This is a genomic window from Halobacillus andaensis (genome assembly GCF_014636475.1).
GTDB lineage: Bacteria > Bacillota > Bacilli > Bacillales > Halobacillaceae > Halobacillus_A > Halobacillus_A andaensis.
In genome coordinates this window covers 1,142,520-1,166,542 of the sequence record NZ_BMEL01000001.1, presented here as the reverse complement: position 1 = coordinate 1,166,542, position 24,023 = coordinate 1,142,520, and the positions used below count along the sequence as shown (strand labels likewise).

Annotated in this window: 28 protein-coding genes; 24 read left to right on the top strand and 4 right to left on the bottom strand. The window is 40.2% G+C overall.

Annotation, left to right across the window (positions count from 1 at the left end):
- The first annotated feature begins 25 nt into the window (after positions 1 to 25).
- From IEV27_RS06070 to IEV27_RS06015, 12 genes are all read left to right on the top strand, one after another.
- A complete protein-coding gene (locus IEV27_RS06070; RefSeq protein WP_188376537.1) occupies positions 26 to 790 on the top strand; it encodes a class I SAM-dependent methyltransferase in 765 nt (254 codons plus the stop codon).
- Between the two features lie 105 nt (positions 791 to 895).
- Complete coding sequence (locus tag IEV27_RS06065) at positions 896 to 2,116, top strand: hemolysin family protein (RefSeq protein WP_188376536.1); 1,221 nt, start codon at positions 896 to 898, stop codon at positions 2,114 to 2,116.
- Between the two features lie 259 nt (positions 2,117 to 2,375).
- Complete coding sequence (locus IEV27_RS06060; RefSeq protein WP_188376535.1) at positions 2,376 to 2,735, top strand: DUF5412 family protein; 360 nt, start codon at positions 2,376 to 2,378, stop codon at positions 2,733 to 2,735.
- Positions 2,736 to 2,748: 13 nt separating this feature from the next.
- Positions 2,749 to 3,090, top strand: a complete 342-nt coding sequence (locus IEV27_RS06055; protein ID WP_188376534.1) for an avidin-fold protein — start codon at positions 2,749 to 2,751, stop codon at positions 3,088 to 3,090.
- A gap of 300 nt (positions 3,091 to 3,390) precedes the next feature.
- Positions 3,391 to 3,660, top strand: coding sequence for a 30S ribosomal protein S14 (gene rpsN, locus IEV27_RS06050; protein ID WP_188376533.1), 270 nt, complete (start codon positions 3,391 to 3,393; stop codon positions 3,658 to 3,660).
- 15 nt (positions 3,661 to 3,675) lie between these two features.
- Complete coding sequence (locus IEV27_RS06045) at positions 3,676 to 4,830, top strand: FAD/NAD(P)-binding protein (RefSeq protein WP_188376532.1); 1,155 nt, start codon at positions 3,676 to 3,678, stop codon at positions 4,828 to 4,830.
- Positions 4,831 to 4,843: 13 nt separating this feature from the next.
- Positions 4,844 to 6,043, top strand: coding sequence for a GTP-binding protein (locus tag IEV27_RS06040; RefSeq protein ID WP_188376531.1), 1,200 nt, complete (start codon positions 4,844 to 4,846; stop codon positions 6,041 to 6,043).
- A 377-nt stretch (positions 6,044 to 6,420) separates the two neighbouring features.
- Positions 6,421 to 7,908 carry an alkaline phosphatase gene (locus IEV27_RS06035; protein ID WP_229734853.1) on the top strand — a complete coding sequence of 496 codons (1,488 nt, stop codon included), beginning with the start codon at positions 6,421 to 6,423 and terminating at the stop codon, positions 7,906 to 7,908.
- Positions 7,909 to 8,009: 101 nt separating this feature from the next.
- Positions 8,010 to 8,684 carry a hypothetical protein gene (locus tag IEV27_RS06030; protein WP_188376530.1) on the top strand — a complete coding sequence of 225 codons (675 nt, stop codon included), beginning with the start codon at positions 8,010 to 8,012 and terminating at the stop codon, positions 8,682 to 8,684.
- A gap of 223 nt (positions 8,685 to 8,907) precedes the next feature.
- Positions 8,908 to 9,516 carry a DedA family protein gene (locus tag IEV27_RS06025; RefSeq protein ID WP_188376529.1) on the top strand — a complete coding sequence of 203 codons (609 nt, stop codon included), beginning with the start codon at positions 8,908 to 8,910 and terminating at the stop codon, positions 9,514 to 9,516.
- 28 nt (positions 9,517 to 9,544) lie between these two features.
- Positions 9,545 to 9,736 carry a hypothetical protein gene (locus IEV27_RS06020; protein ID WP_188376528.1) on the top strand — a complete coding sequence of 64 codons (192 nt, stop codon included), beginning with the start codon at positions 9,545 to 9,547 and terminating at the stop codon, positions 9,734 to 9,736.
- Positions 9,737 to 9,890: 154 nt separating this feature from the next.
- Positions 9,891 to 10,121: a DUF3953 domain-containing protein gene (locus tag IEV27_RS06015; RefSeq protein WP_188376527.1), complete on the top strand. Its 231-nt coding sequence runs from the start codon at positions 9,891 to 9,893 to the stop codon at positions 10,119 to 10,121.
- An 85-nt stretch (positions 10,122 to 10,206) separates the two neighbouring features.
- Here the strand turns inward: IEV27_RS06015 and IEV27_RS06010 are convergent, their stop codons facing one another.
- Positions 10,207 to 11,160 carry a ribose-phosphate diphosphokinase gene (locus tag IEV27_RS06010; protein WP_188376526.1) on the bottom strand — a complete coding sequence of 318 codons (954 nt, stop codon included), beginning with the start codon at positions 11,158 to 11,160 and terminating at the stop codon, positions 10,207 to 10,209.
- Between the two features lie 140 nt (positions 11,161 to 11,300).
- Here IEV27_RS06010 and IEV27_RS06005 point away from each other — a divergent pair, with 140 nt between their 5' ends.
- The 5 genes from IEV27_RS06005 to IEV27_RS05985 all read left to right on the top strand — a co-directional run bounded on the left by IEV27_RS06005 (position 11,301) and on the right by IEV27_RS05985 (position 15,143).
- Positions 11,301 to 11,645, top strand: a complete 345-nt coding sequence (locus IEV27_RS06005; RefSeq protein WP_188376525.1) for a hypothetical protein — start codon at positions 11,301 to 11,303, stop codon at positions 11,643 to 11,645.
- Between the two features lie 55 nt (positions 11,646 to 11,700).
- Positions 11,701 to 12,015, top strand: a complete 315-nt coding sequence (locus IEV27_RS06000; RefSeq protein ID WP_188376524.1) for a hypothetical protein — start codon at positions 11,701 to 11,703, stop codon at positions 12,013 to 12,015.
- Positions 12,008 to 12,934 carry an Nmad3 family putative nucleotide modification protein gene (locus tag IEV27_RS05995; protein ID WP_188376523.1) on the top strand — a complete coding sequence of 309 codons (927 nt, stop codon included), beginning with the start codon at positions 12,008 to 12,010 and terminating at the stop codon, positions 12,932 to 12,934. Before IEV27_RS06000 ends, IEV27_RS05995 begins: the two co-directional genes overlap by 8 nt.
- Positions 12,935 to 13,018: 84 nt before the next feature.
- A complete protein-coding gene (locus IEV27_RS05990) occupies positions 13,019 to 13,429 on the top strand; it encodes a hypothetical protein (protein WP_188376522.1) in 411 nt (136 codons plus the stop codon).
- 289 nt (positions 13,430 to 13,718) lie between these two features.
- Entirely contained in the window at positions 13,719 to 15,143 is a 1,425-nt protein-coding gene (locus IEV27_RS05985) for a sodium/glutamate symporter (RefSeq protein ID WP_188376521.1), read from the top strand.
- A gap of 40 nt (positions 15,144 to 15,183) precedes the next feature.
- Here the strand turns inward: IEV27_RS05985 and IEV27_RS05980 are convergent, their stop codons facing one another.
- Positions 15,184 to 15,345, bottom strand: coding sequence for an aspartyl-phosphate phosphatase Spo0E family protein (locus IEV27_RS05980; RefSeq protein ID WP_188376520.1), 162 nt, complete (start codon positions 15,343 to 15,345; stop codon positions 15,184 to 15,186).
- A gap of 429 nt (positions 15,346 to 15,774) precedes the next feature.
- Between IEV27_RS05980 and IEV27_RS05975 the strand changes: the two genes are divergently transcribed.
- The 5 genes from IEV27_RS05975 (at position 15,775) to IEV27_RS05955 (ending at position 20,364) form a co-directional block, all read left to right on the top strand.
- Entirely contained in the window at positions 15,775 to 16,692 is a 918-nt protein-coding gene (locus IEV27_RS05975) for an ABC transporter ATP-binding protein (protein ID WP_188376519.1), read from the top strand.
- Positions 16,692 to 17,639 (top strand): ABC transporter permease, encoded by a 948-nt coding sequence (locus IEV27_RS05970; protein WP_188376518.1) that lies wholly within the window; start codon positions 16,692 to 16,694, stop codon positions 17,637 to 17,639. The genes IEV27_RS05975 and IEV27_RS05970 overlap by 1 nt, the downstream gene beginning before the upstream one ends.
- Positions 17,640 to 17,682: 43 nt before the next feature.
- On the top strand, positions 17,683 to 18,378 hold the full coding sequence (locus IEV27_RS05965; protein WP_188376517.1) for a response regulator transcription factor: 696 nt from the start codon (positions 17,683 to 17,685) through the stop codon (positions 18,376 to 18,378).
- A 3-nt stretch (positions 18,379 to 18,381) separates the two neighbouring features.
- Positions 18,382 to 19,722: a sensor histidine kinase gene (locus tag IEV27_RS05960; protein WP_188376516.1), complete on the top strand. Its 1,341-nt coding sequence runs from the start codon at positions 18,382 to 18,384 to the stop codon at positions 19,720 to 19,722.
- Between the two features lie 444 nt (positions 19,723 to 20,166).
- The gene (locus tag IEV27_RS05955) at positions 20,167 to 20,364 is read left to right on the top strand and encodes a hypothetical protein (RefSeq protein WP_188376515.1); all 198 of its coding nucleotides are present in this window, start codon (positions 20,167 to 20,169) and stop codon (positions 20,362 to 20,364) included.
- 113 nt (positions 20,365 to 20,477) lie between these two features.
- On the opposite strand, the gene IEV27_RS05950 is transcribed toward IEV27_RS05955, so the two are convergent.
- The gene (locus IEV27_RS05950; RefSeq protein WP_188376514.1) at positions 20,478 to 21,530 is read right to left on the bottom strand and encodes an iron-containing alcohol dehydrogenase family protein; all 1,053 of its coding nucleotides are present in this window, start codon (positions 21,528 to 21,530) and stop codon (positions 20,478 to 20,480) included.
- Positions 21,523 to 22,179, bottom strand: coding sequence for an MtnX-like HAD-IB family phosphatase (locus tag IEV27_RS05945; protein ID WP_188376513.1), 657 nt, complete (start codon positions 22,177 to 22,179; stop codon positions 21,523 to 21,525). The genes IEV27_RS05950 and IEV27_RS05945 overlap by 8 nt, the downstream gene beginning before the upstream one ends.
- A 195-nt stretch (positions 22,180 to 22,374) precedes the next feature.
- Here IEV27_RS05945 and IEV27_RS05940 point away from each other — a divergent pair, with 195 nt between their 5' ends.
- Both IEV27_RS05940 and IEV27_RS05935 read left to right on the top strand, forming a co-directional pair.
- Positions 22,375 to 22,956 carry a cell wall hydrolase gene (locus IEV27_RS05940; protein WP_229734851.1) on the top strand — a complete coding sequence of 194 codons (582 nt, stop codon included), beginning with the start codon at positions 22,375 to 22,377 and terminating at the stop codon, positions 22,954 to 22,956.
- A gap of 646 nt (positions 22,957 to 23,602) precedes the next feature.
- Positions 23,603 to 24,010, top strand: a complete 408-nt coding sequence (locus IEV27_RS05935) for an NUDIX hydrolase (RefSeq protein WP_188376512.1) — start codon at positions 23,603 to 23,605, stop codon at positions 24,008 to 24,010.
- The last annotated feature ends 13 nt before the right edge of the window (positions 24,011 to 24,023 follow it).

Genomic DNA, 24,023 nt, shown 5'->3' with positions numbered 1-24,023 from the left:
GGGTTTACTTAAGGAGGGAGTTTTCATGAAACAAACAGACTTTTCAAAGATTGCAGACGTTTACGACAATAATTCTTTTAGACATGAAGAAATGGAAGTAGACAATACTTTAAAAACATATGTAAAGGATCAAACAAATGCGGCACCCCTTCACGTGTTGGATCTGGCTTGTGGTACAGGCATCTATCTAAATCATCAGAAAAGTTATTTTCATAACCAGCCTATCGAGTGGTATGGGGCAGATGCGTCAGATAAAATGCTGCATAAAGCGAAAGAAAAACTGCAGGACGTGTCGTTGACTCAAGCTTTAACTGAGAATCTTCCTTATGAAGATGAAACATTCCATTACATATGCACCAATTATGCGTTTCACCATTTTACGAATAAGGATGCGGCTTTACATGAAGTGAAGCGCGTGTTGAAAAAGGGCGGAGTATTCAAAATACACAACATTAACATGTATATGATGAAGAAATGGTGGGTCTATCACTACTTCCCTGAAGCTTACCAACAGGATGAAAAGCGATTCTGGCAAGTCGAAGACCTATTTAATGAGCTGTCTCAAAGAGGGTTCGAAGTTAAGATCGAATGCACCTATCAAATGGAAAACGTAAGGGCTGCCGATTACGTTTCTTATGCAGAAAACCGGGATATCTCGGTATTAACTTTAATTGATGATGAGGCTTACGAGCGAGGGCTGAGTCGAATAAAGGAGGATGTTTTTTTAAATCCTGAAAAACAGATCACCAATGATTTTGCAGAGATCTTTTGTATAACTCAGAAGCGGTAAGTAAGGCAAACTATCGTTTTGCTTCCTTATGAATAGGAAATATTCTATAGTAGTAACATACTGTAATTTTTTAATAGGGAAAATTCCTAAAGGGGGAAGCCATACGTGATCATTGCGATCATATTATTAATCTTTGTTTCACTATTCTTCTCAGGAAGTGAAACAGCTTTAACAGCAACCAATAAAATGCGACTTCAAACGAAGGCTGGACAACAGGATAAAAAGGCAGAGAAACTTTTAAACTTAGTGTCCAGACCTCAAGAGTTTATCACAACCATTTTAATAGGAAACAATATTGCAAACATTCTTTTACCTACACTCGTGACGACACTTGCGATCCAATATGGGTTTAGTGTAGGGCTGGCTTCGGCTATTTTAACAATCGTGATCATTATTTTTGCTGAAGTTATACCAAAGTCTATAGCTGCAGCATTTCCTGATCGTATTGCTTACATGGTATCACCCATTATTCGTTTCTTCGTAATTGTGTTTAAGCCGATTACGATCGTGCTAAATTGGCTGACAGGTACAATTACACGTGCGCTATCTAAAAATCAAGGCGAGGAAATGTCCGTTTCTAAAGAGGAATTACGTACGATGGTGGATATTGCAGATTCAGAAGGAACGTTTGATCAGACTGAATCTTATCGTATTAAGGGAGCCCTCGATTTCTACAACTTAAACGTTAAAGATGTAATGAAAACGCCTCGAGTGGAAATTGTCGCTCTTCCAAGTACAGCCACGTTCGAGGAAGTTCGCGATGTTGTCATTAATAACCCATTTACCAGGTATCCGGTTTACAATGAAGATATGGACGATATTGTCGCGGTCTTTCACTCAAAATATTTGATTTCCTGGTCAACAACGGAGGAGAAGCCTTTTAAAGATTTTATCGACTTTGATCCTTTAATTGTGTATGAGTTTCACACGATTGAGTGGGTATTCCGTAAAATGACTAAAGAGAGAAAGCATTTAGCGATCGTCTTAGATGAGTATGGGGGAACGGAAGGCATTCTCACACACGAAGATATTATCGAATCCATGATTGGCCTAGAGATTGAAGATGAGATGGATCTTGAGACCGACACATTAGTGGAAAAGTTAACGGAAACAGAGATTATTTGTGATGGTAAAATTACGCTGCGCCGCTTAAATTCGATTTTTGATACACAAATCCCTGAAGAAGAAGATGTTCTTGCAGGGTACTTGCTGAAGGAATGCAATGATTTTCTTGAAGAAGGGGAAGTTCTTGAAAGACTAAACCTCACGTTTAAAGTGTTGGAAATTGAAGGGCGCATGATTCGTAAAGTCCAGATCATTAAATAGTACAGGAAGCCTGGTGAGTTTTTCTTACCAGGCTTATTTACTCGATTTCAAGTTATGTTAAAATTATAAAAATAAACAAAGGAGGAATTTCTTTCCCGAAAAGATAAATATTGCATCTTTCGTTATATTGCTTGCTTGTTTAGGGTTAACCCTTCACGCCGTTTATGCTTCCTTCCATCAAACGTGGTTAATTGCGCCCCCTGTATACATATTATTTTTTCTAAGTGGGGCTGCATTTATTTTAGGATTGATCGGTCTGATGTACAAAAAAAGCTGGCTTACCAGTTTAAGGAGCTGGATTACGATTGTTGTATCATTCCTATTGTCGGGCGTGCTTTTTATTGGACTGTTTATTAACTCACCAAATGCACGAGAACTTATGAAAGTGAGCCATTCTCCAGATGGTCAATATGAAATACATGTATATCGTACCAATGGAGGAGCCGCTACTTCTCATGGAGTAAAAGCTAAGATTTACGGACCGTTGTGGTTTGAAAAGACTGTGTATTCCAACTACCCTCAATATGAAGCGACGGTAAAATGGGAGAATGACTACACGGTAATCATAAGCCAGCGTCAAATAAATCTAGAACAAGGTGAAACATATGGAGGTTACTAAAGGAGGCGTTTTTTTGATTAATTACCATAATCGAATGTTTATGTCGATTGAAAACTCAGCGAGTGGAGAAGTCTCTTCCCGTACCTATTTTCATTACTACCAGGAGGACAATATCCTTTACGCGGATTATGGCGGAGGAGATATTGTAAAAGGAAAGCTGATCGGAATTGTACATCCTGATGATTCTCTTGAGTTCCGCTACAATCATGTGAATACAAACCATGAGATTAGAGGCGGGCAATGTACGTCCATTCCAACAGTATTGGAGGACGGGAGAATAGAATTACATGAAAGGTGGCAGTGGCTGGATCAAGAGCAGACCACGGGACAGTCGATTATCCAGGAAGTCAAATAGGTTTAAAGACGCTCAAATAAGAGCGTCTTTTTTTAATGGATTAAATAGGTTTACAAAATTAAGAATGTCCCTTATAATTTTAAAACGTAATGATTACTGTTTAATGTGCGCAAATATCTCTTCCCAACAAGAGATATTTTTTTAAACGTTTTTAAATCGTAATTATTACTCTTTAAGTAGTTCTACTTACTGGATAACTTAGATGATCCAAAATACAAAATGGATTTTTGAGCCCTGCTTAAGGCATTACGATTCTGCAGGGGATTTTTCTATCAAAATTATAAAAGGAGTGAATGGTTCATGGCTAAAAAGTCAAAGATCGCAAAAGAAAAAAAACGTCAGGAAATGGTAGCTAAATATGCTGAACGACGAAAAGAACTTAAAGCACAGGGAGACTATGAGGCCCTACGCAAGCTTCCGCGTGACTCATCTCCAACTCGTCTAAAAAGTCGTTGTGAAGTCACCGGCCGACCACGCGGCTACATGAGGAAGTTTAAGATGTCTCGAATTGCCTTTCGTGAATATGCTCATAAAGGCCAAATTCCTGGCGTTAAAAAATCGAGCTGGTAAAAGGAGCGTGGAACGATGTATCAATGGGTCATTGTTGGGGGAGGCATTCAAGGCAGTATGATTGCAGCCCATCTTCTCCATTACAATAAAGTGAATAAAAAAGATCTGCTCATCATTGATCCATTTGAACAGCCGATGACAAAGTGGAAGACTCTCACGAAACGGATGGGAATGTCCTATTTGCGCTCCCCCTCTGTACACCATCTTGACCCGGATCCTTACAGCTTGAAAAAATATGCAAAAAGTAACGACTATGCCGGTGCATTTCTCGGTTACTATGGCCGTCCGCGTCTTGATATGTTTAATCAGCATTGTGACGATTTGTTCAATCGTGAAGGCGTGAAGGATTGCTGGAGGCGGGGGTTTGTTACAGGTTTAGAGAAAGATACAGCGCATTGGAATATTTCTATTGATCAAGCTGAGGTGGTGGAAGCGGAGAGCGTTGTCCTTGCACTTGGCGTCAATAACCGCCCGCATTATCCCGATTGGGCCGATGTTCTTAAACGCCATAAGCCAACTCGCGTACATCACATTTTCAAAGAAAATGCGCCGGACCAGGAAGGACGATGCACGATTGTCGGGGGCGGGATAACTGCTGCTCATATGGCAAAATCACTTGCCGAAAAAGCCTCTGAACCAGTCAGTCTCATTAAACGACATCCGTTTCGAGTTGAGGATTTTGACAGCGATCCCGGGTGGCTCGGCCCGAAATATTTACATCGATACAACCGAACACGATGTTATCAAAAACGTCGTAATTTAATAAAAGAAGCGAGGAATCGCGGATCCATTACAAAAGGACTTCGTAATGAACTTAAAACGTTACAACAAAAAGGCAAGTTAACGATTATAACAGATGAAATCAATGAAGCTGCTCAAAAAAACACTGAGATTAAACTTAAATTGATGCATCATCCAGCTATTTACACAGAGCACCTTATTCTAGCAACAGGTGCAGAAGCCTGCCTGCCGGGTAAGGAATGGTTAGAAAAAACGATTGCTAAGTATGAACTTCCATGTGCCCCTTGCGGATTTCCAATCGTAAATCAAAATCTTGAATGGAAAGATGGCTTATATGTGGCCGGTGCATTAGCCGAACTTGAAATCGGACCGGCCGCTCGCAATATCGCCGGAGGGAGAAAAGCAGCGGAACGAATTGTTCATGCGTAGGAGGATATTTTTAATGAAGTCAAACATACCGGTTACTGTACTTAGCGGATATCTCGGATCAGGGAAGACCACACTATTGAATCACTTGCTTCACAATCAAACCGATTGGAAAATTGCTGTCGTCGTCAACGACATGAGTGAAGTGAATATAGATGCCAGCATGGTGAAACAGGGTAGGTTTAAACGGACAGAAGAAAAATTGGTCGAGCTGCAAAATGGCTGCATCTGCTGTACATTACGTGAAGATTTGATCCAAGAAGTCGAAAAGCTTGCCGCAATGGACATAGATTATATTTTAATAGAATCAACGGGTATATCGGAACCCATTCCTGTAGCGCAAAGCTTTACTTATGAGGACGAAGAACCGGGTATTCACTTAGGCGAGAACTGTCGGTTAGATACGATGGTGACCGTCGTAGATGCCAATCGCTTCTGGGATGATTATGCCTCAGGAGAAACCTTGCTGGACCGTCAGCAAGCTGCGGATGAAACAGATGCGAGAGAAGTTATCGATCTATTAATTGATCAAATTGAATTTGCGAATGTCATTGTGTTAAACAAAATCGATCTCGTTAAGTCGAGCGATCGTGATGAATTAAAAGCCGTTCTCCATCAGCTCAATCCCGAAGCTAGAATTGTAGAAAGTGAGTTCAGTCGAGTAGCTCCTGAAGAGGTATTGAACACAGGGCGTTTTGATTTTGAGAAAGTAAGCCAGGGCGCTGGATGGATTAAAGAATTGAACGAGGACCATGTGCCTGAAAGTGACGAATACAACATTAGCTCTTTTGTTTATCGAAGCAAGAAGCCATTCCATCCTGAACGACTCATGGCATGGCTTGAGAACTGGCCCTCCTCCATTATACGTGCCAAAGGTTTTTTCTGGATTGCTTCCCGAAATGACATAGCTGGTTTGCTATCTCAGGCTGGCACTTCGTTGTCGATTCAAGGAGCAGGAGAGTGGATTGCTGTGCTTCCGGAAACTGATCAGCAAGAGATTTTAGCGGAAGACCCAGAATTACTGACCCGGTGGGATGACACTTATGGTGACCGTTTAACAGAGCTTGTTTTTATTGGTATAGAAATGGACCAGAAAAAAATTATAGAAACGCTTGATCAATGCCTTCTTTCAGAAAGAGAAATGGAGGAGGATTGGAAGACGTTTGCTGACCCTCTTCCTGAATTTACAGGTGACCACCCTCATGACCATTCATGAGGGTATTTTATACAATAAAATTCACTCGTAGAAGAAGTAGAAAAAACCGACGGAAAGGAGAAATTTAATGTAATGTCATAAGCGTTTACTATCAAACAATGAAGGTATTCTTTCAAGGAATAGAAGTAGTAAAGAGAGAGCACAAATCCTTAAGAAAATATTACCATTCATGGAGAGCGAGAGTTTTTAGCAATAGTCTTATTATTAATAGGATTGTTCAGTGAATGAGTAAATAGTCCTTTATTGCATAGTAAGAAATAAATTCCTTTTATGGAAATAGACTCATTTTTAAAAAATTTCATTGACGGTATTGTTCTCAACTCTTTACACTGAATTAGTATTCAAAATTTTACAAAAAATTCAGTGGAGGGAAAAATATGTCGATCAAAAAGAAAGTAAGCGCTACACTGGCAGCAGGCGCCATCTTCTCCGGAAGTATGTTTGCCCTAACGTCAGATCACTCACCTCTATCGATTACGGCTGATGAAAAACAAGAATCAAACGTAGAAGTTGATAAAAAATCACCGAAGAACGTCATCGTGATGGTTGGAGACGGCTTGGGTGTCGGTCAGATGGAAATTGCTAGACTTCTAGAGTCTGGAAAAACCGGGGACTTATTTATGGAGTCGCTTGAAAATGTCGGAATGATGCGTACATATTCAGATGATAATTTTGTAACCGACTCAGGAGCCGCTGGTTCTGCCATCGCAACAGGGAATAAGACATATAATGGCGGCATCGGTGTCGATGCTGAAGGTGAAGAAGTCGACAGTATTTTAGATCTTTATCAAAACGAAGGTAAAAAAGTAGGCGTCATATCAACCAATACCGTAACGGATGCCACTCCAGCAGCATTTACAGCGAGTGTACCTGACCGTGATGGCCAGGATGAGATTGCTCGCCAAATGCTTGATCAGCAATATGATGTGCTGCTAGGCGGCGGAGCGGATTACTTTAGCCCCGACAGCCAGGATGGAACTGATTTAGTAGAAGAGTTTCAATCCACGGGTTATGAATTTGTAGACAATGAAAGCAGTCTTGAAGAATCAGGTACGCCTGATAAACTGCTAGGTTTATTTAACGATTCTTATATGAGTTATAAAACCGATCGCGATGAACTTAATAGTGAGGAACCGACCTTAGAAGCGATGACGGATAAAGGGTTGGACGTCCTCTCACAAGATGACGATGGCTTTTTCTTAATGGTAGAAGGTGCTCGTATTGATCATGCGGCACACGCTGCAGACGCCACTGGAGTTTGGCAGGAAACGATGGAATTTGATCGTACCGTGGAGCAAGTGGTGAATTGGGCGGAAGACCGTGATGATACGATGGTCGTTGTATTAGCTGACCATGAAACGATGGGGATGTCAGCGACAGAGCCTATGGACATTGAAGGATTAAAAGACATTGAGGTCTCTCCAGAGTACATGGCTCAGCAGATGGAAATCAATGAAGAAACGGGAACATACACTGAAGACAGCGTGAAACAAGTTTTTGCAGAGCATGCAGATATTGACTTGTCTGATGCAGACGTCGATGAGTTCTTAACAACCATTCAAGACGATGATGGTGAAGTTTATGCCGAATATCGTGTCGGCTGGGAAATTGGTTCTATCATAGCGGACCACTACAAAGTTGGAGCGATTAGTTCGGAGATCCGCGCCGAAAGCGGTACAGGCGGACACACGGGTAACATGGTTCCTGTATTTGCCACGGGTGCGGGAAGTGAAGACTTTGAAGGTGTGATGGACAATACCGACATTATTGAATTAATTGCGAACTCCGCAAAGGATAATAACGGGAAAGGACCTGAGAACAGCAACGGCAACGGTAAAGATAAAGGAAAAGGACCAAATAAATAAATGACGCTAGACCACCTTTTACTAGAAAAGGTGGTCTTTTTAAATGTTGGAAAACAATGGTATGATAAAGCTAGTACTTAATAAAAGAATGGAGGGCGCAGATGAGAAAGCCACTCGTTTTGGTTATTCTATTATTTTTAATGGCATGCGGAAACCCTCCTTCAACAAATGATGAAGAAAATCCTAACTCCCATTACAAAGATGACGAAATGATCGGAACATTTTTGGAAGTGAATGAGACAAAACAGCTTATAGAGGTCGATATTTCAGAATGGGCAAAGCGTGATGCAGAAGAACCTACGACGGATGAAGGATATTTATATAGAGGGAAATACTCCGATGATACGGAGTTGCGTTATGAAGACGGCTCCCCTGCTTTGCTCGATGAGATAAAAAGGGGACAAAAGCTTTTAGTAAACCCACCTGTACAGGGGGATGATGAGGGAGAAGCAGAAGAGATTGTCCTGCTCGACATGACGTATGAAGAAAAATACGCAGAAGTTCTATCACATAGAGAAGATGACCTCAAAGTCGTTGTCATTTATGAGAATAGCAGAACGATGCCTAGCGAGTTAGATGAGCGAATGCTTGAAAAATTAGATCCGACCCCTGTTGGAAGCTGGATCGAATACGATGAAGATTATGTCGTCGATTATAAGGAAGAGTTTGAGATTAAAGAATTTCCCGTCATTTTAGTTTTTGACAGGCAAGAATTGCTTTTTAAAACCTATGAGCGAGAAGAGCTTGAAAAATACTTTGATGAGCTTGAAGGATAGAACATATGATATGAAATAAAGAGAAGAGGCTGTGAAACTAAACCTATGGTCCAGTCGTATATATTACGACATGATTGCGTTACTTCGGAAGGAAAAGGGAGTCGGAAGTAATAACTTTTATTTTTTCTGATTTCCTGATGGTCGTCATCATTTTTGTGCTCGCATGTTTGTTTACGGGTTTACACATAGATGATGCCATTTTTTCCTCGTAAAGGAGAGTACTATGGAAGATTGGTTATTGGGCATCATCGATGAATTTGGATACATAGGAATTTTATTATTAATTGCGGGAGAAAACATCTTCCCGCCCATCCCTTCAGAAATTATTTTAACATTCGGAGGCTTTGTTACGACGACATCAACCCTGAGTATTTTCGGAGTGGTCATTGCTGCAACAGCGGGGTCGGTGCTCGGGGCGTTGGTGCTTTATGGAATAGGTCAGCAGTTAGACGTGGCTCGTTTAGAAAGAGTAGTTGATAAATGGGGGCACGTGCTGCGATTGACGAAGAACGACCTCTATCGGGCAGACGAATGGTTTGATAAATACGGCCCGTGGACGGTTTTCTTTTGTCGATTTGTACCTCTCATAAGAAGCTTAATCTCAATTCCAGCAGGCATGTCCAACATGCATCTGCCTTCGTTTCTTGCACTTACTACGTTAGGAACGCTGATTTGGAATGTGGTACTTGTAAATTTAGGTGCTTCAGTTGGTGCTTCGTGGGAAGAGATCGTTCATTACATGGATGTGTATTCCAAAGTCATTTATGTCTTATTAATTTTATTGTTTATTTTTCTAATCGGACTGTTCATTAGAAGAAGGCGAAGAATGTGAGGTGTTTTCTATAAAGGAGGGAGAGTAGATGAGGAGTCGTTATTTATTATGGTTGATCGTATCTATTGTTCTAGGGTCCTCCATAATCAGCAGCCTTAATACAATTGAAAATCATACTAAAACCTTGCTTTATATCATTTCCATGGTCACTTTACTGGTTATTGGATGTAGTGCAGCCTATTATAAGTGGAAGGAGGAAGAGATTCGTGAACGGCAATAAGGAAGAAGGGATTTTACAGAAATTAGAAGAAATCAATCGAAAGCTTGATCAGATGAACAGCAATCCAGAGGACGTGGATAAGGAAAGACCGCTGCCGTAGAATCGTGATCGTTGGACCTGTGTTAGCGGTATTGATGGCTTTAGGGGGATTTTAATGGGCAAATTAAGAATTGGTTTAGCAGGGATTGTCGTTATTTTAGGTGGGTACGGGTTGATGGCCGGGGATACTTCTCTATCCCCATTAATGCTATTTATAGTGGGCCTCTTATTGCTGACGGTTGGATTTATAGAGCTGGAAAAAGATAAAAAGAGTTTCTGGGCGTATTCCAGTTTCGCCATTGCGGCTTTTGTCTTTTTTGTTTCCTCTTATACGCTCTTTTCATAAGCATATACTTTCGCTCATTTACATACGCTTCTAAATAAAATGAAGAAAGCCGTCTTTCCTATTAAAGGAGGACGGCTTTCTTTATTTAATCAAACAACGGACTTACAGGTTCTTCGTTGTGCACACGCTTAATCGCTTCACTAATCAGCGGAGCAATCGTGAGCTGAGTTAATTTATCGATTCGTTTCTCATCTGTTAATGGAATACTGTTGGTTACGATCAGTTCTTTTACAGGAGAGTCTTCAATTTTTCTAATCGCTTCCCCAGAAAGGACAGGGTGCGTACTGCACGCATACACTTCTTTCGCTCCTCTTTCTAGAAGAGCTTTCGTGCCGCTCGTGATCCTTGTTCCTGTATCAACAATATCGTCCATGAGAATAGCAGTTTTTCCTTCAATGTCACCGACGATGTTGGTTTCACCAGGGAAGTCTTTTCTTGGCTCACGCTTATCAATAATAGCGATCTGAGTTTTCAATCGATCGGCCATTTGGCGAGCTCTCTTTACGCTGCCGTGATCTGGTGATACAACAACTACGTCTTCAAGGTTTTTCTCGGTAAAGTATTCGGTAAGTATTGGCATTGCAAGCAGCAAGTCAACGGGAATATTGAAGAAACCCTGGACTTGCGGCGCATGAATGTCGATGGACATCATTCTTGTAGCACCAGCTTCTTCAATAAGGTCAGCCACCAGCTTGGCCGTAATCGGTTCTCTAGAACGGGCTTTACGGTCCTGGCGAGCGTACCCGTAATAAGGAATGACGACGTTGATGGATGCAGCGGAAGCACGCTTAAGTGCGTCGATCATAATGAGCAGCTCCATAATATGATCATTCACGGAGTCGCTCGTTGACTGAATAACGAATACGTCGCACCCACGAACGCTTTCTTCTATATTAATTTGTAATTCTCCATCACTGAATTCATTCACTGAACACTTTCCTAATTCAATCCCCATATTATCAGCGATTTCCACAGCAAGTTCACGATTCGAATTCAATGAAAAAACTTTAATATTATCCTCAGCTCCTGCAAATGGCATGCCACAGGTCCCCCTTAAATAAAGCGATCTTAGTCATACCTACTATTATCACAAAAAATACACCGAGAAACAAGAAACTTCCTTGTGAACAAAATAAGAAATCAACTTTGGACATACCTTCTAGTAGGGAGGCGGTACAAATGAAACGATGGAAAATAGTCGCAGGGCTTATGATTGTGGCAGGTTTGCTCTTATTCTTCGAAAGTTCCCTAGAAGAAGAGGATGAATGGACTTTACTTTTAGATGCAGTAGAAGAGGAGGTAAAAGGTTTTGAAACAGTAGAAGAAGTAAAGCTGGATAAAGAACAGGAGCTTATAATTATTGAAACATCCATTCAAGAAGGAAATTTTAATGAAGCATTCACTTTAGACGATCAAATCGTAGAAAAACTTCAACCAATCAATGACGAAATAAACATGACTTACTTCACTCAATCGAACTTTAGTAATGGTACACCCTTTGCTTCCAATAGCTTTCAAAACTAAAGTATTAGCTTTTGGAAAAATAGGGTAAACAACGACTGACGTACGTGTAAGGAGGTTGTTTACCATTAAGGAAAATAGAAGGTGCAAATCCTGCGGCCGAGTCATTCCATATCGAGAAATAAAGACGTCCAAAATGGACCACATTCAATGCCCTGACTGCGGAGAAATCAATCGCGTGGCTAAATCCACTCAATTTATTTGGTTCGCAGGCATCTTCGTATTACTTTTCATTGCGGCGATTATTAATAGCATGGAGAATTTAAGTTTTCTCCAAAAAATCTTATGGAATATGGTTATTATTCTTCCATTATATTATGGAGGATATTACTCGTTTTTAAGATTAGAAAGAGAGGAGGAGCACCATGGATAAACTCATCTTCAGCAGAAAAGGATTCGACTCATCGGCCGGTCATGGCTACTCTCCTTATGATCCCAAAACCGGCAGATATATCGTACTTCCGATCCCTGGAGACATTGTAAATAATAATGGATACAAATATGATGATCTTCTCCTCAAACCAAACTATCTAGAGGGAATTCAAGCGAATAATGTAAAGGAACTTATTAATGATAAACATTTAAATTTCAGCAAAAAAGCTCGTGAAATCATTCATAGCTCTTATGCTCATTATGATCCTGTTCTAGGAGCCCCCTCGTGGTTAGAAAATGGTCCAGCATTTGGGGCTTTTGGGCAAGCAGAAGCAGCAGCTGGCCATCTACGCAATCACCACGTTCAAGAAGGCAGTGTGTTTCTATTTTTTAGTCGATTTAAACCTATTCAAAACCGGCTCCACCCGCTGGATCCAGAAGGGGGATGGACGAAAGGAGCCTATTTTATTTACGGCTGGTTAAAAGTTGGCAAAGTCATCACTTCAGAAAACCTCTCAGAATTACCTCACGACATAAAAGTAGACCACCCTCATGGATCAGACGAAGACTTCAGAAAACGAAATCACAATACAATATATATCGCATCGGACAAGTTATTTAATGACTCAGATCTTCCTGGATGCGGCTATTTTCCTAAATTAAACTCCAATCTGCTGCTCTCATCAACTGTTCACAAAAATAAGCCAAGCATATGGAAACTCCCTTCGTTTTTTAATGAAGATCAGTATCGACCCACGTATTTAAATGTAGAGGATAAGTTGAGAGAACGATGGCTGGAATGCCCGGATGATGAAGACTATTGCTTTGTGCAATCAACTGGACGAGGCCAAGAGTTTGTTTCCGTATTAAAGGACCAGTCAATAGAGTGGCTTAAATCTTTATTTGAAAAGAATTATTAAGAATGAACTATTTATGTAGCTTCAATGAAGTGATCCTCTTTGAAAAATTTAGAAAGGATTCTGCTTATTAGGGGAGAGAAGAATATGAGAATATCTTTCATTAAAAAATGCATCTATACAGCTGGTTCATTATTCATTTTAGTAAGTGCAGCGGGCTGCTTCGGAGGTGAAACCTACAAGTTTGTTGGAGAAAGTGATCATTGGGAAGGATCGCTAAACATTTCTAAGGATAGCAACACCGTGCAAAAAGAATTTATGGTTACGTATAAAGGTGAGGTAGAAGAGCTTTCGGAGATCGAAAGAATTTCCTTCGGGTATGATGCGGGCACTTCCAGCAGTGAGGTAACTCGAACAATCGATCGGGAACCGACTGAAAAACACTTCATCACTGAAAGTAGTGCAACAGGGGATACGAGAATTGAGGAAGGCGATGTAATAGAAGCGACGGTGCAGTGGGATGATCAGGAAGAAACCTTCGAAATGGAAGTAGAATAGAAAAAAGAGATTTTGCCAGCAACGAGGAGTCTTGATTGACCATTTCTATATTAATAATGTTATTATTTATGTAATTTAAGTGAAGCAAATTTTATACACATAAAACGTGAGACAAACATATAATAAAAGACAACAAAATGGCGTGGTTTCCTATTCAATTAGAGGAGGCTGCGTCATTTTTTTGTTTTACAATAAATGACATTAATAGACAAATGATGTCATTGATTCTACGTTTACACCCACTTTACCGTGGGAAAACCGAAGTATCGTCAAAAAAGGAGGAAGGCACGTGTCTGCTGAAGTCATAGGATTCAGCCTTCTCGTGATGGGTGTATTTTTAATCATTGGGAAGCTAATCCGCGTAAAAGTTAAATTATTTCAATCGCTGTTTTTACCTAGTTCCATCATTGGAGGTTTTGCAGCATTATTATTAGGACCGCAAGTGCTGGGTAACGCACTTGCACCCTTAGCAGGAGAAGATTCTTTTTGGTCCACGGGTCTTCTTACAGAAAATATGACTGTGGTGTGGGAAGCATTACCAGGACTCATGATCAATGTTATTTTCGCTTCACTTTTTTTAGGGAAAACCACACCATCTTTAAAGAAGATCTGGCATAACGGCGGGCCGCAGCTCGCTTTTGGATGGACGATTGGCTGGGGCCAGTACGTAATTGGTCTATTAATCGCACTATTGATTTTAACACCATTTTTCGATATTCCACCGATGGCTGGTGCATTAATTGAGATTGGTTTTGAAGGTGGTCATGGTACGGCTGCGGGGATGCAAAGTACGTTTGAGGATTTAGGATTTCCTGAAGCCTATGACCTTGCTATTGGACTAGCCACGATTGGGGTGCTCTCCGGAGTGATTTTCGGGATTGTACTTATTAACATTGCTGTGCGTAAAGGAGAAACACAAATCGCACAAAAACAGAGCAAATTCTCTGATTTACAAAAGCTTGGCATTCGTGAATTTGAAAATCGTGAATCCGCTGGTACGATGACCCTGCGTCAGGAATCAATTGAACCATTATCCTTTCACTTTGCCATGATTGGGATCGCCATCTTAATTGGCTATGCCATTCAACAAGCTTTTATTGGATTAGAGGCGATTACATGGGGACCTATGACAGATACGTATGTGATGACGTATATTCCATTATTCCCGCTGGCTATGGTTGGAGGTATTTTACTTCAGCTGTTCCTTGATAAGTTTGACCGTTTCAACACAGTTGATCGTCGAATGGTCATGAGGATACAAGGGTTGTCTCTTGATATTTTAATCGTAACAGCGATAGGTACGATTTCTCTAGCCGTTATCGGTGAGTTCTTTGTTCCATTCTTATTATTAGCTGTTGGAGGCATCGGTTGGAACCTGTTAGCCTTTAAACTATTCGCTAAAAAGATGATTCCCACGTACTGGTTTGAACGTAGTATTGGTGATTTAGGCCAGTCTATGGGGATAACTGCAACAGGTCTCTTGCTTATGCGTATTGTCGACCCGGAAGTAGAGACACCGGCATTAGAAGCATTCGGTTACAAACAGTTAATTTATGAACCGTTCTTAGGTGGAGGGTTAGTTACTGCTCTATCCGTTCCGGTCATCTATTCACTAGGGCCGGTACCATTTTTACTATTCGCATTCGTCATGGCCTTAATTGGCTGGGCTGTCGGTATTTTTTACTTTGGTAAACAAACCGTTGACCCTAGATAAAGCAACGGAAAGGACTGTCTTCGTATAGGAGACAGTCCTTTTAATTAGCCAATCTATTTAACAAATGATCGAGCTGCTGACTGCATTTGACTGTGCGTCTGTCCGTCAGACCGTAGCGATTGCCTAATTCTATCATTTCTTTTTTCTTCACTTGTATGTCTTTCGTTAATTTGTATTTAGGCTCTATGATTTGATTATTCATAAGGATTCTCCTTCAATGGAATTTAAACAAACAACGTTAACGATTATCCTCATTTTGTAAATAAAAATCAATAGTTTCGTGAAAATATTTCATGATTCGACAAAGCTTCTAACAAACTTACGATGCTCCTCATTTTTCGAAAAAGTTATTTTAAAAGGGTATCTGTTAGGTTTCAATGGAGGGAGGGATTTTATAAAAATAAATATTCTATCTTTCTTATTTATGGGTAGTGATCGACAGGTATTCATTTAAGGTGATTCACGTAAGAATAGTCCTGTGTAATTGAAGAAAATAATCTCTTAATTTAATAAAGGTTCAGTTTCCTATCTAGGAGACTGAACCTTTTTTAATAAATTTTTAAGAACTTTATAAGAGCCATTTAAATGATGAGCAGCATACTAGTAAAGGAATTAAGAAAGGAGAATTTATATGACAGAGCCAGTCGCTCAAATAAAAAATGTAAAAAAACAGATAGGAAATAAAACAATTATCCATGGAATTTCACTAAATGTTTATCCTGGGGAGGTCTTTGGCTTCTTAGGTCCAAATGGGGCGGGGAAAACAACGATGATTCGTATGATCGTAGGATTGATGAAGGTAACTGAAGGTGACATCTATATTCAGGGGAACCATGTAAATCGTGAGTACCAAAAGGCCATTGCTGAAGTCGGTGCGATTATAGAAAACCCGGAAATGTATGATTTTCTTTCAGGCTATGAAAATTTAAAGCACTATGCTCGTTTGGCTGTTAAGCCAATTTCAGAAGATCGAATAAAGGAGATTGTCAGATTAGTGGGATTAAGCGGCAGAATTAACGAGAAGGTGAAAGGATATTCCCTTGGAATGAAACAGCGTTTAGGTATCGCTCAGGCTCTTCTTCATTCACCGTCTCTTCTAATTTTAGACGAGCCTACAAATGGATTAGATCCAGCGGGAATTCGCGAAATAAGAGAATATATTCGTAAGATCGCTCATGAAGAAAATTTAGCGGTGTTTGTTTCGAGTCACTTGTTAGCTGAAATGCAGCTCATGTGTGATCGAATAGGTATAATCCAACATGGCCGGCTGCTCCAGGTAGAAAAAATGGATATGCTCCTCAATAAGCACAATAAGAGGATCGTTCAGATCAATGCACACCCCCTGGGAAAGGTAATAGAGTACCTTCAGGCGTTATCATGGTCTGTCCATCAAAGCAATGAAATCGCACATGTGGAAATTGAGAAACAAGAAGATATAGCAAAGCTTGCTTCAGATATAGTCAAGGGAGGCTATCAGCTTTATCAGCTTAATGAAAAACACGAGTCTTTAGAAAATACATTTTTAGAGCTGACGAAGGAGGAGTTGTAATGTACTTTTTTAGAATGCTTCAGAATGAACATATTAAAATTTACCATAAATCAGGCACCTGGATCATGGTGGGGTTAATGATCTTTATTTTGCTTACTTTTGCACTAGTATCTAAATTTATTTTAAACGAAGGGGAAACGGTTGCCTGGGAAAGACAGGCACAGGCTGAAATTACCCAAATAGAGGAAAGGCTCAATAACGGCGTAGCTTTAAAAGTAGAACGTGACTATTTAGAGCAGGAGCTAGCTGTGTTAGAGTATCGATTAGCAGAAAACCTGCCCCCTCTTGAACCTGATTCGTTGTGGGGATTCATGGCGGATACTACAAACCTAACAGGGATTGCTTCATTATTTACGATTGTCATTGCAGCAAGCATTGTGGCGAATGAGTTCTCGTCAGGTACTATTAAACTGCTTCTCATTCGTCCCGTGAGCCGCGGGAAAATCTTGCTTTCAAAGTATTTAACGATCATCAGCTTTGCATTTGTAATGCTTGCCTTAATGTTCGGGCTTTCGTTGATCCTCGGTTTCTTATTATTTGGAGTGACAGAGGAAACCTACGCTTTTCTAACTTATAGTAATGGACAAGTTGTTGAGCAATCGATGATTAGCTATATCCTTAGCTTATTTGGGTATAAAAGTATTGAAATTGTTATGATATCGACGTTAGCCTTTATGATTTCAACTGTTTTCCGGAGCAGCGCGTTAGCGATAGGGTTCTCTTTATTTCTTATGTTTACGGGGCCGCAATTCGTACAGCTCCTCAGCTCGTATGACTGGGTAAAATATATTTTATTTGCGAATACTAATTTAATGCAATATATAAATGGAGTCCCAATGGTAGAAGGCATGACAATGTCCTTTTCAATTACCGTACTCGTGCTCTACTTTCTATTATTTATAGTTGTATCCTGGTCCGTTTTTAAATGGAGAGACGTTGCCGTATAATTGGAAAAAGAAGTTTCTGGGCTGGCTGGGAGGTAAAGATGAAATGACTTTTAAACGCATCTTAATTGTCGAAGATGAAATAGAGCTTGCTGAATTGATCAAAGACTATCTTGAAAAAGAAGGGTTTGAAGTGACCCATGCCATAGATGGGGAGGAGGGTTTACAGCAATTTCAGGACACGGACCCTTCGTTGGTTATTCTTGACTTAATGCTGCCTAAAATGGACGGGATGGAACTATGCAGGAGGATGAGAAGCAAGGCAATGATGCCTATCATCATGATGACCGCTAAAGGGAGCGATACAGACAAAATCGTTGGATTAGGTATAGGTGCCGATGATTATATTACAAAGCCTTTTAGTCCCAGTGAATTAGTGGCCCGTGTGAAGGCGCATATCCGCCGGTACCGCTATTATTCTGAACCTCCCAATCAACAACAATCCCTTAAGTTTGGTAACTTAATCATCGACCCTAATGAATACAAAGTAACTCTTAACGGACAGGTAATTGATTTATCTGCCAGAGAATTTAAATTGTTACATGTATTAGCCAGTAACCGTGGCCAAGTTTTTACAAAAGACCAGCTGTTTGACAAGGTTTGGAGCTATGATCATATGGGAGATTACAATACGCTGACTGTTTATATCCGTAAGATTCGAGAAAAAATTGAGCATGACCCTTCTAACCCTGTATATATAAAGACCGTATGGGGTGTAGGCTATAAATTTAAGGGGGAGTAACAAGTGGGCAAGCTTAAGACAAGGCTGATTATCGCTTTTGTATCCATTATATTCCTCCCTATTTTAATAACCGGCACAGCCTTAGCTCTTCAATCATCTCAGCTGGAACAAAAAGATAAGACGGTCAGCCAATCCTATCAACAAATGGAAGAGTGGCTAAGGGAGCAGCTTTCAAAACGTGAGATCTCTCAAGTTAATATAGAAGAAGCTGTGGAACGATTCTCCACCGAAGTAAAGGTCACAGAGAATGGAGGAGAAATCATCTATCAGTCTTCCGATAATATATCTGCTGCAGAGAGTTCCGCGGTAACTCTTCCCCCTGCTGAGTTTGAAGTCACTTCACAGGAAGGTCATTTATACACGATAGAAATGAGAACCCAGGCTAATTTAAGTCGCCACATCCTTCAATCCATATTTATTAGTGTTGGGCTTGGAGTCGCAGCCTTAATTACACTAATCATCGTCTGGACCTGGTATATTTCGCGGACGATTTTACTTCCTCTAAGAGAAATCTACAGAGCGACAGAAGAAGTAAGGGAAGGAAACTTAGATTATCCTCTTACTTATAAGAAGAAAGATGAAATTGGCCGCTTTATTAAAGGGTTTAATACAATGCGTCTTCATTTAAAACAGCTAAAAGAGGAACAAAAGCAGTATGAATCCTCTAGACAACAACTGATAGCTAATGTTTCTCATGATTTGCGAACTCCGCTGTCTTCGATCAAAGGCTACGTAGAAGGATTGCAGGACGGGATAGCCGATACGAAAGAAAAGCAGGATAAATATTATCAAATCATCAGACGTAAGACGGATCAGTTAGACCGTTTAATTGAGGACCTGTTTCAATTTTCAAAAATGGAACTCAACAAGTTTCCGATCCATCAAGAACTTGTCGATAGCCAAGCCTTCTTACAAGATGTCCTTGAGGAATTCGAAATGGAAGCGGAGAAAAAAGGGGTGGAGCTAAGCTATCAAAAACCCATCCCTTCTGTTACTCTGTCCATCGACCCGGAAAGGATCGTCCAAGTCATCACGAACTTAATTGAAAACGCCATACGATATGGTGCTAAAAGTTTAGAAGTCAATGCGAAAGTTAGCGAGCAGGGGACTTTTCAATTAGCAGTGCACGATGATGGTGCTGGTATTGAAGCAAAGGAAATAGATAAAATTTTTCTTCAGTTTTATCGCGGGGAGAAATCTCGATCCCGGGAACTTGGAGGTTCAGGGCTTGGACTTTCTATCGCTCAATCTATTATCCAGCAGCACTCAGGTCAGATAATAGTACAAAGTAAACCGAATAAAGGGAGTACCTTTACCCTGGAACTCCCTTTGTTTATGAAATAAGGGGTAGGAAAGGAACCAGTGTATGTATTATGCCGTTTGAGTTACAGATACATCAGAAGTCGTAAAAATAGAGGAAATCGGAATTCAACTAATTGAACGATCCGCCCCTTAACACCCTCATTGAATTTGTGTTTCATTCGTGCTAATCTCGCCATATATAAGGGGCTGAAGAATACGTAATTTATGCTTATCTAATACTGATAAACGATAGAATAGCTGAAGATCCTTGATCCTCAGCTATTTAATTATTCACAAGCTTTTAATGGTGTCATATGCTGGGGAAAGTTTTATGAGGTAGAAGAGTAACTAGAAATACGACATATCTACGACTAGTAGGAATCTTTAAAACATGGTGGGGTAATAAGAGAAACGCAAGGACGTTTATTGAGAATTTGGGAGGAAGTACAAGAAAGATAAATGCTCGTTACTAAAGGAGGAAATTAAGTGCTTTCTAATTTTTTATGGGGATTATTTTTAGTTTTATTTATAGTGATGATGGTGTATCTCGATAGAAGGAAACAGAAGAGAAGGTCAAATAACCAATTTATGAGAAAAACTGAACAAGAAAAAGAAGTGGAAAGGGCTATTGAGAAAGAGAAGTCCTGGAGAGGTGGGCCGCCTATGGGGGGAGGAGGAGCCTGATTTTAAGCGTGGAGATTGAATTTGCTTTTTGTGGAGTGTTTACTGGCTTTTCTTTTCGTTTCTTTTCCATTTTTCTATTTAATTAAAAAAAGGAAAGGGGATTCGCCCTCTCCTTATCGTAGGATTTCTTGTAAAATCGGATCTTGTTCTAAAAAAATCAGTGCTTTTTCTCGATATTCTTCGTCATGCAAATAAGTATAGCGTTGGGGTTTCATGTGCGGACTTCTTTCAATCGCTTGTCTGAAATCAGCTCTGGTCATTTGTAAAGATGTTACATATTCGAAAAAGCCAGTACGGCTAAATACTTTGTGCATCCGTTCAGCTCGATGCCCTTGAACATTGGCCATAATATAAGTGGCGACACCTACCTGAATACCATGCATGTGATGATTTTCTGCATATTTATCAAGTGCATGAGAAATCAGGTGTTCTGATCCGCTAATAGGTGCGCTGTTCCCGCTAATGACCGTAGCAACTCCTCCCATAGTTAAGGAGCTGACGAGCTCTTTTAAAAACGTTGGGTTTTTAATATCCTTCATAGGGGTTCGTATAAAACTATTTACTGCTTTCTTGCTTAGCATCGAAGCAAATGCGTTTACACGGCCTATTTCATGAGCTTCTTCAAACTCCCAGTCATAAAGAGCTGTCAGGTTAGACATCAAATCGCCGATCCCCGCTAAGATAAACTTATCTGGAGCATTTTTAATAATATCAAGATCCGCTATAATGCCGTATGGGATTTTTGCAGGGACAGTCGTTTTCTTTCCTTCTATAGATAAGGAGCAATTACTGCTGGCAAACCCATCGTTAGAAGCAGAGGTAGGTACACTAATAAAAGGTGTGTTTCTCGAAAATCCGATATATTTGCCATAATCTATGACAGCCCCTCCGCCAATAGCGATGATCACATCGTGTGTTTCAAGCGTAAAGGCTTTTGAGATTAAATCTTTAATATCTAGATTTTCTTTTATAAGCAGTGTATACGCTTTTATACTTGAGAAATTATTTTTCACTTTCTTTTCATAATGTTCATACGTGAAGGGATCAAATACAATGAGTACTTTTTTAAATCCATGTTTTTTAAGAACATCCTCAAGCTGAAAAATGATGCCATTTTCAATTTCTAATATGGCTGGTATAGGGATATTCGTAATGGGATTAGACATGAGGAAGAAATCCTTTTCTTTTTAGTTCGTCTTCGATCTCTTTAAACTCTTTTACTGGGATAAAAGGGATGTTCTTATCTTTAAGAATGTCCTGTAAGACATCTTTTGCAAAAGTGAGGTCAGCATAAACGGCAGGATGGGAATCCGGCTCACTGTCGCCTGCAAAATGGACCGTTTCATATTCTTTCTTAAGATCTTGAATCACTTTTGACTTGTCGATCCCATACCGCTCAGAAAAATGTCGATGCTCAGGATCTATATTCATATATACATTTTTATCCTGATAGTACCCCTCATTTGATAGCACGGTCACCTGTTTAATATTATATTTTTCTAAAATATGATGAATGTAATAATCTGTACCTGCGCTTAATATGTAAAAGTCGCCGCCATTATTTTGAATGGTTTTAATAAACTGAGGGATGTAAGGATCAATAGGAATTTGCCGTATCTCTTCGATGATCTGCTCTTCTTCCTGATCGATCGAAGAAAAGACGGTCGTTAAAAACTCGATATCTTTCATCTCCCCTGCTTTCCACTTCTTAAACAGATCCTCCCCTTCAGGAAAGTACTTCTCAATCACGATCCAATAAAAGTCTTTTGTTGAAATTGTTCCATCAAAGTCGGAAACAAACGCCCATTTCTTCATGATCTCTGCCTCCATCATCCATAGATTTTATATGTATAGTGTAACAGATATTTCGTATGTAATGAGGAGATCGAATAGAGAGGCTTATGAAAAGACAAATTGAGCAACTGGAAACACTGGAAACAATTAATAGTAAACGAAATTTACCTCTTATGTTACTTTATAATAGATCAATTTCTAGGAGGTAGATTCAAAGTGTTAAAGAAAGTAGGGATGGTCGGAATTGCAGCTTTCTGCGCTCTAGCCTTTTCATTTCCGACGCAAAGTTTTGCCCATGGCGATACGCATACCGTCCAAGAGGGCGATTCTTTATATATGATCGCTAAGGAGTATGGTGTCTCAGCAAAGCAAGTACAAGACATCAATGATAAATCAAACGCAGAGATTCAAGCAGGTGAAGAATTGCAGCTTCCTGATGGAGCAAGCGAATATGAAAAAGATCTTCTTGCTCGACTTATAGAGGCTGAAGCAGAAGGGGAAAGCTACGAAGGGAAAGTAGCTGTAGCTACTGTCGTCCTAAACCGAGTAGAAAGTGACCGTTTCCCAGACACGATTCATAACGTGATTCATGATGGCTATCAATTTTCACCAGTATTAAACGGATCTATTAATCAACCTGCAAGCGAAGAATCTAAGCGTGCCGTGAATGAAGCGTTCGCTTATCAAGGGTACGATCAAGGGTCACTCTTTTTCTATAATCCAGACAAAGCAGATAGCAGCTATTTAGAGAGTCAAGAAGTTACAACAATCATTGGCAACCACGTATTTTTAAGATAATGAACAAAGGGCAAGCATTCTTAGTAAGAGTGCTTGCTCTTTTTTTGTAGGGAAACCTTAGTTCTCCCTTTTATCTCGACAGTGTAAACATTTCTTGCATTAGGAAGAGGAAAGGGTTGTAGAAAACGACTCCCTTTCCATGGCCCCACAGGACGTGGGGGCGTTCTAAGTTGGCACACGATGTGCGAACTTAACCGAACTTCCTATTTAAAAATTCCTCAGTCTTTATCAGCCTTCCGGGGTCACACCTTATTCGTAGCTCCGTAAATGACAGAAATCCGACGCTTAATAGATCAAAGTCTTACAGGTATCCATTATAGGATGGTTCCGTTCGCCTCATCATATAAAAAGGAACGGAAAAAGAGACGACTCCTGCGGGATGAGCAGACAGGAGAGGCCCCGGAGATCGCAGATCGAGGAGACTTTCCGTCTTGCCCCGCGGAAAGCGGCGCTTTTTCTGTTCCTTTTCTCCAGATTAATGTAGGAACCAGGATGCCACGTTTACACCCATTCTTTTTTGACATTCTGGTCAAGCATTCTTAGTAAGAGTGCTTGCTCTTTTTTGTAAAAATTGGTTATAAATTGGGTGAATGTGCTACGATATAAATGAGACTTATGATCTTACATATTGAAAGAAGGGATTCTTGTGCCTGCGCCAAAGCACATTGTTTCTGCAGCGTCTATTATTTTAAATGAAAACGATGAACTGCTATTAATTAAAGGACCAAAAAGAGGGTGGGAAATGCCAGGGGGGCAAGTAGAAGAAGGAGAATCGATAAAAGCAGCTGCCGTGAGGGAAACAAAAGAAGAGTGTGGGGTAGATATTGAGATTGTAAAATTTTGTGGGATTTTTCAAAACTTGAGCCGGGGAATTTGTAATGCTTTATTTATAGGGAAGCCGATTGGTGGAAAGCTGACTACGACTTCAGAAGCGTTAGAGGGAGGGTTCTTTCCGGTTGAGGAAGCGCTTGAAATGGTAACGTGGGATAACTTTAAACAGCGAATCGAGTATTGCCTAAATGAAAGCAATCATCCGTTTCTAGTAGAATTTTGATAGTGGGAGTGAT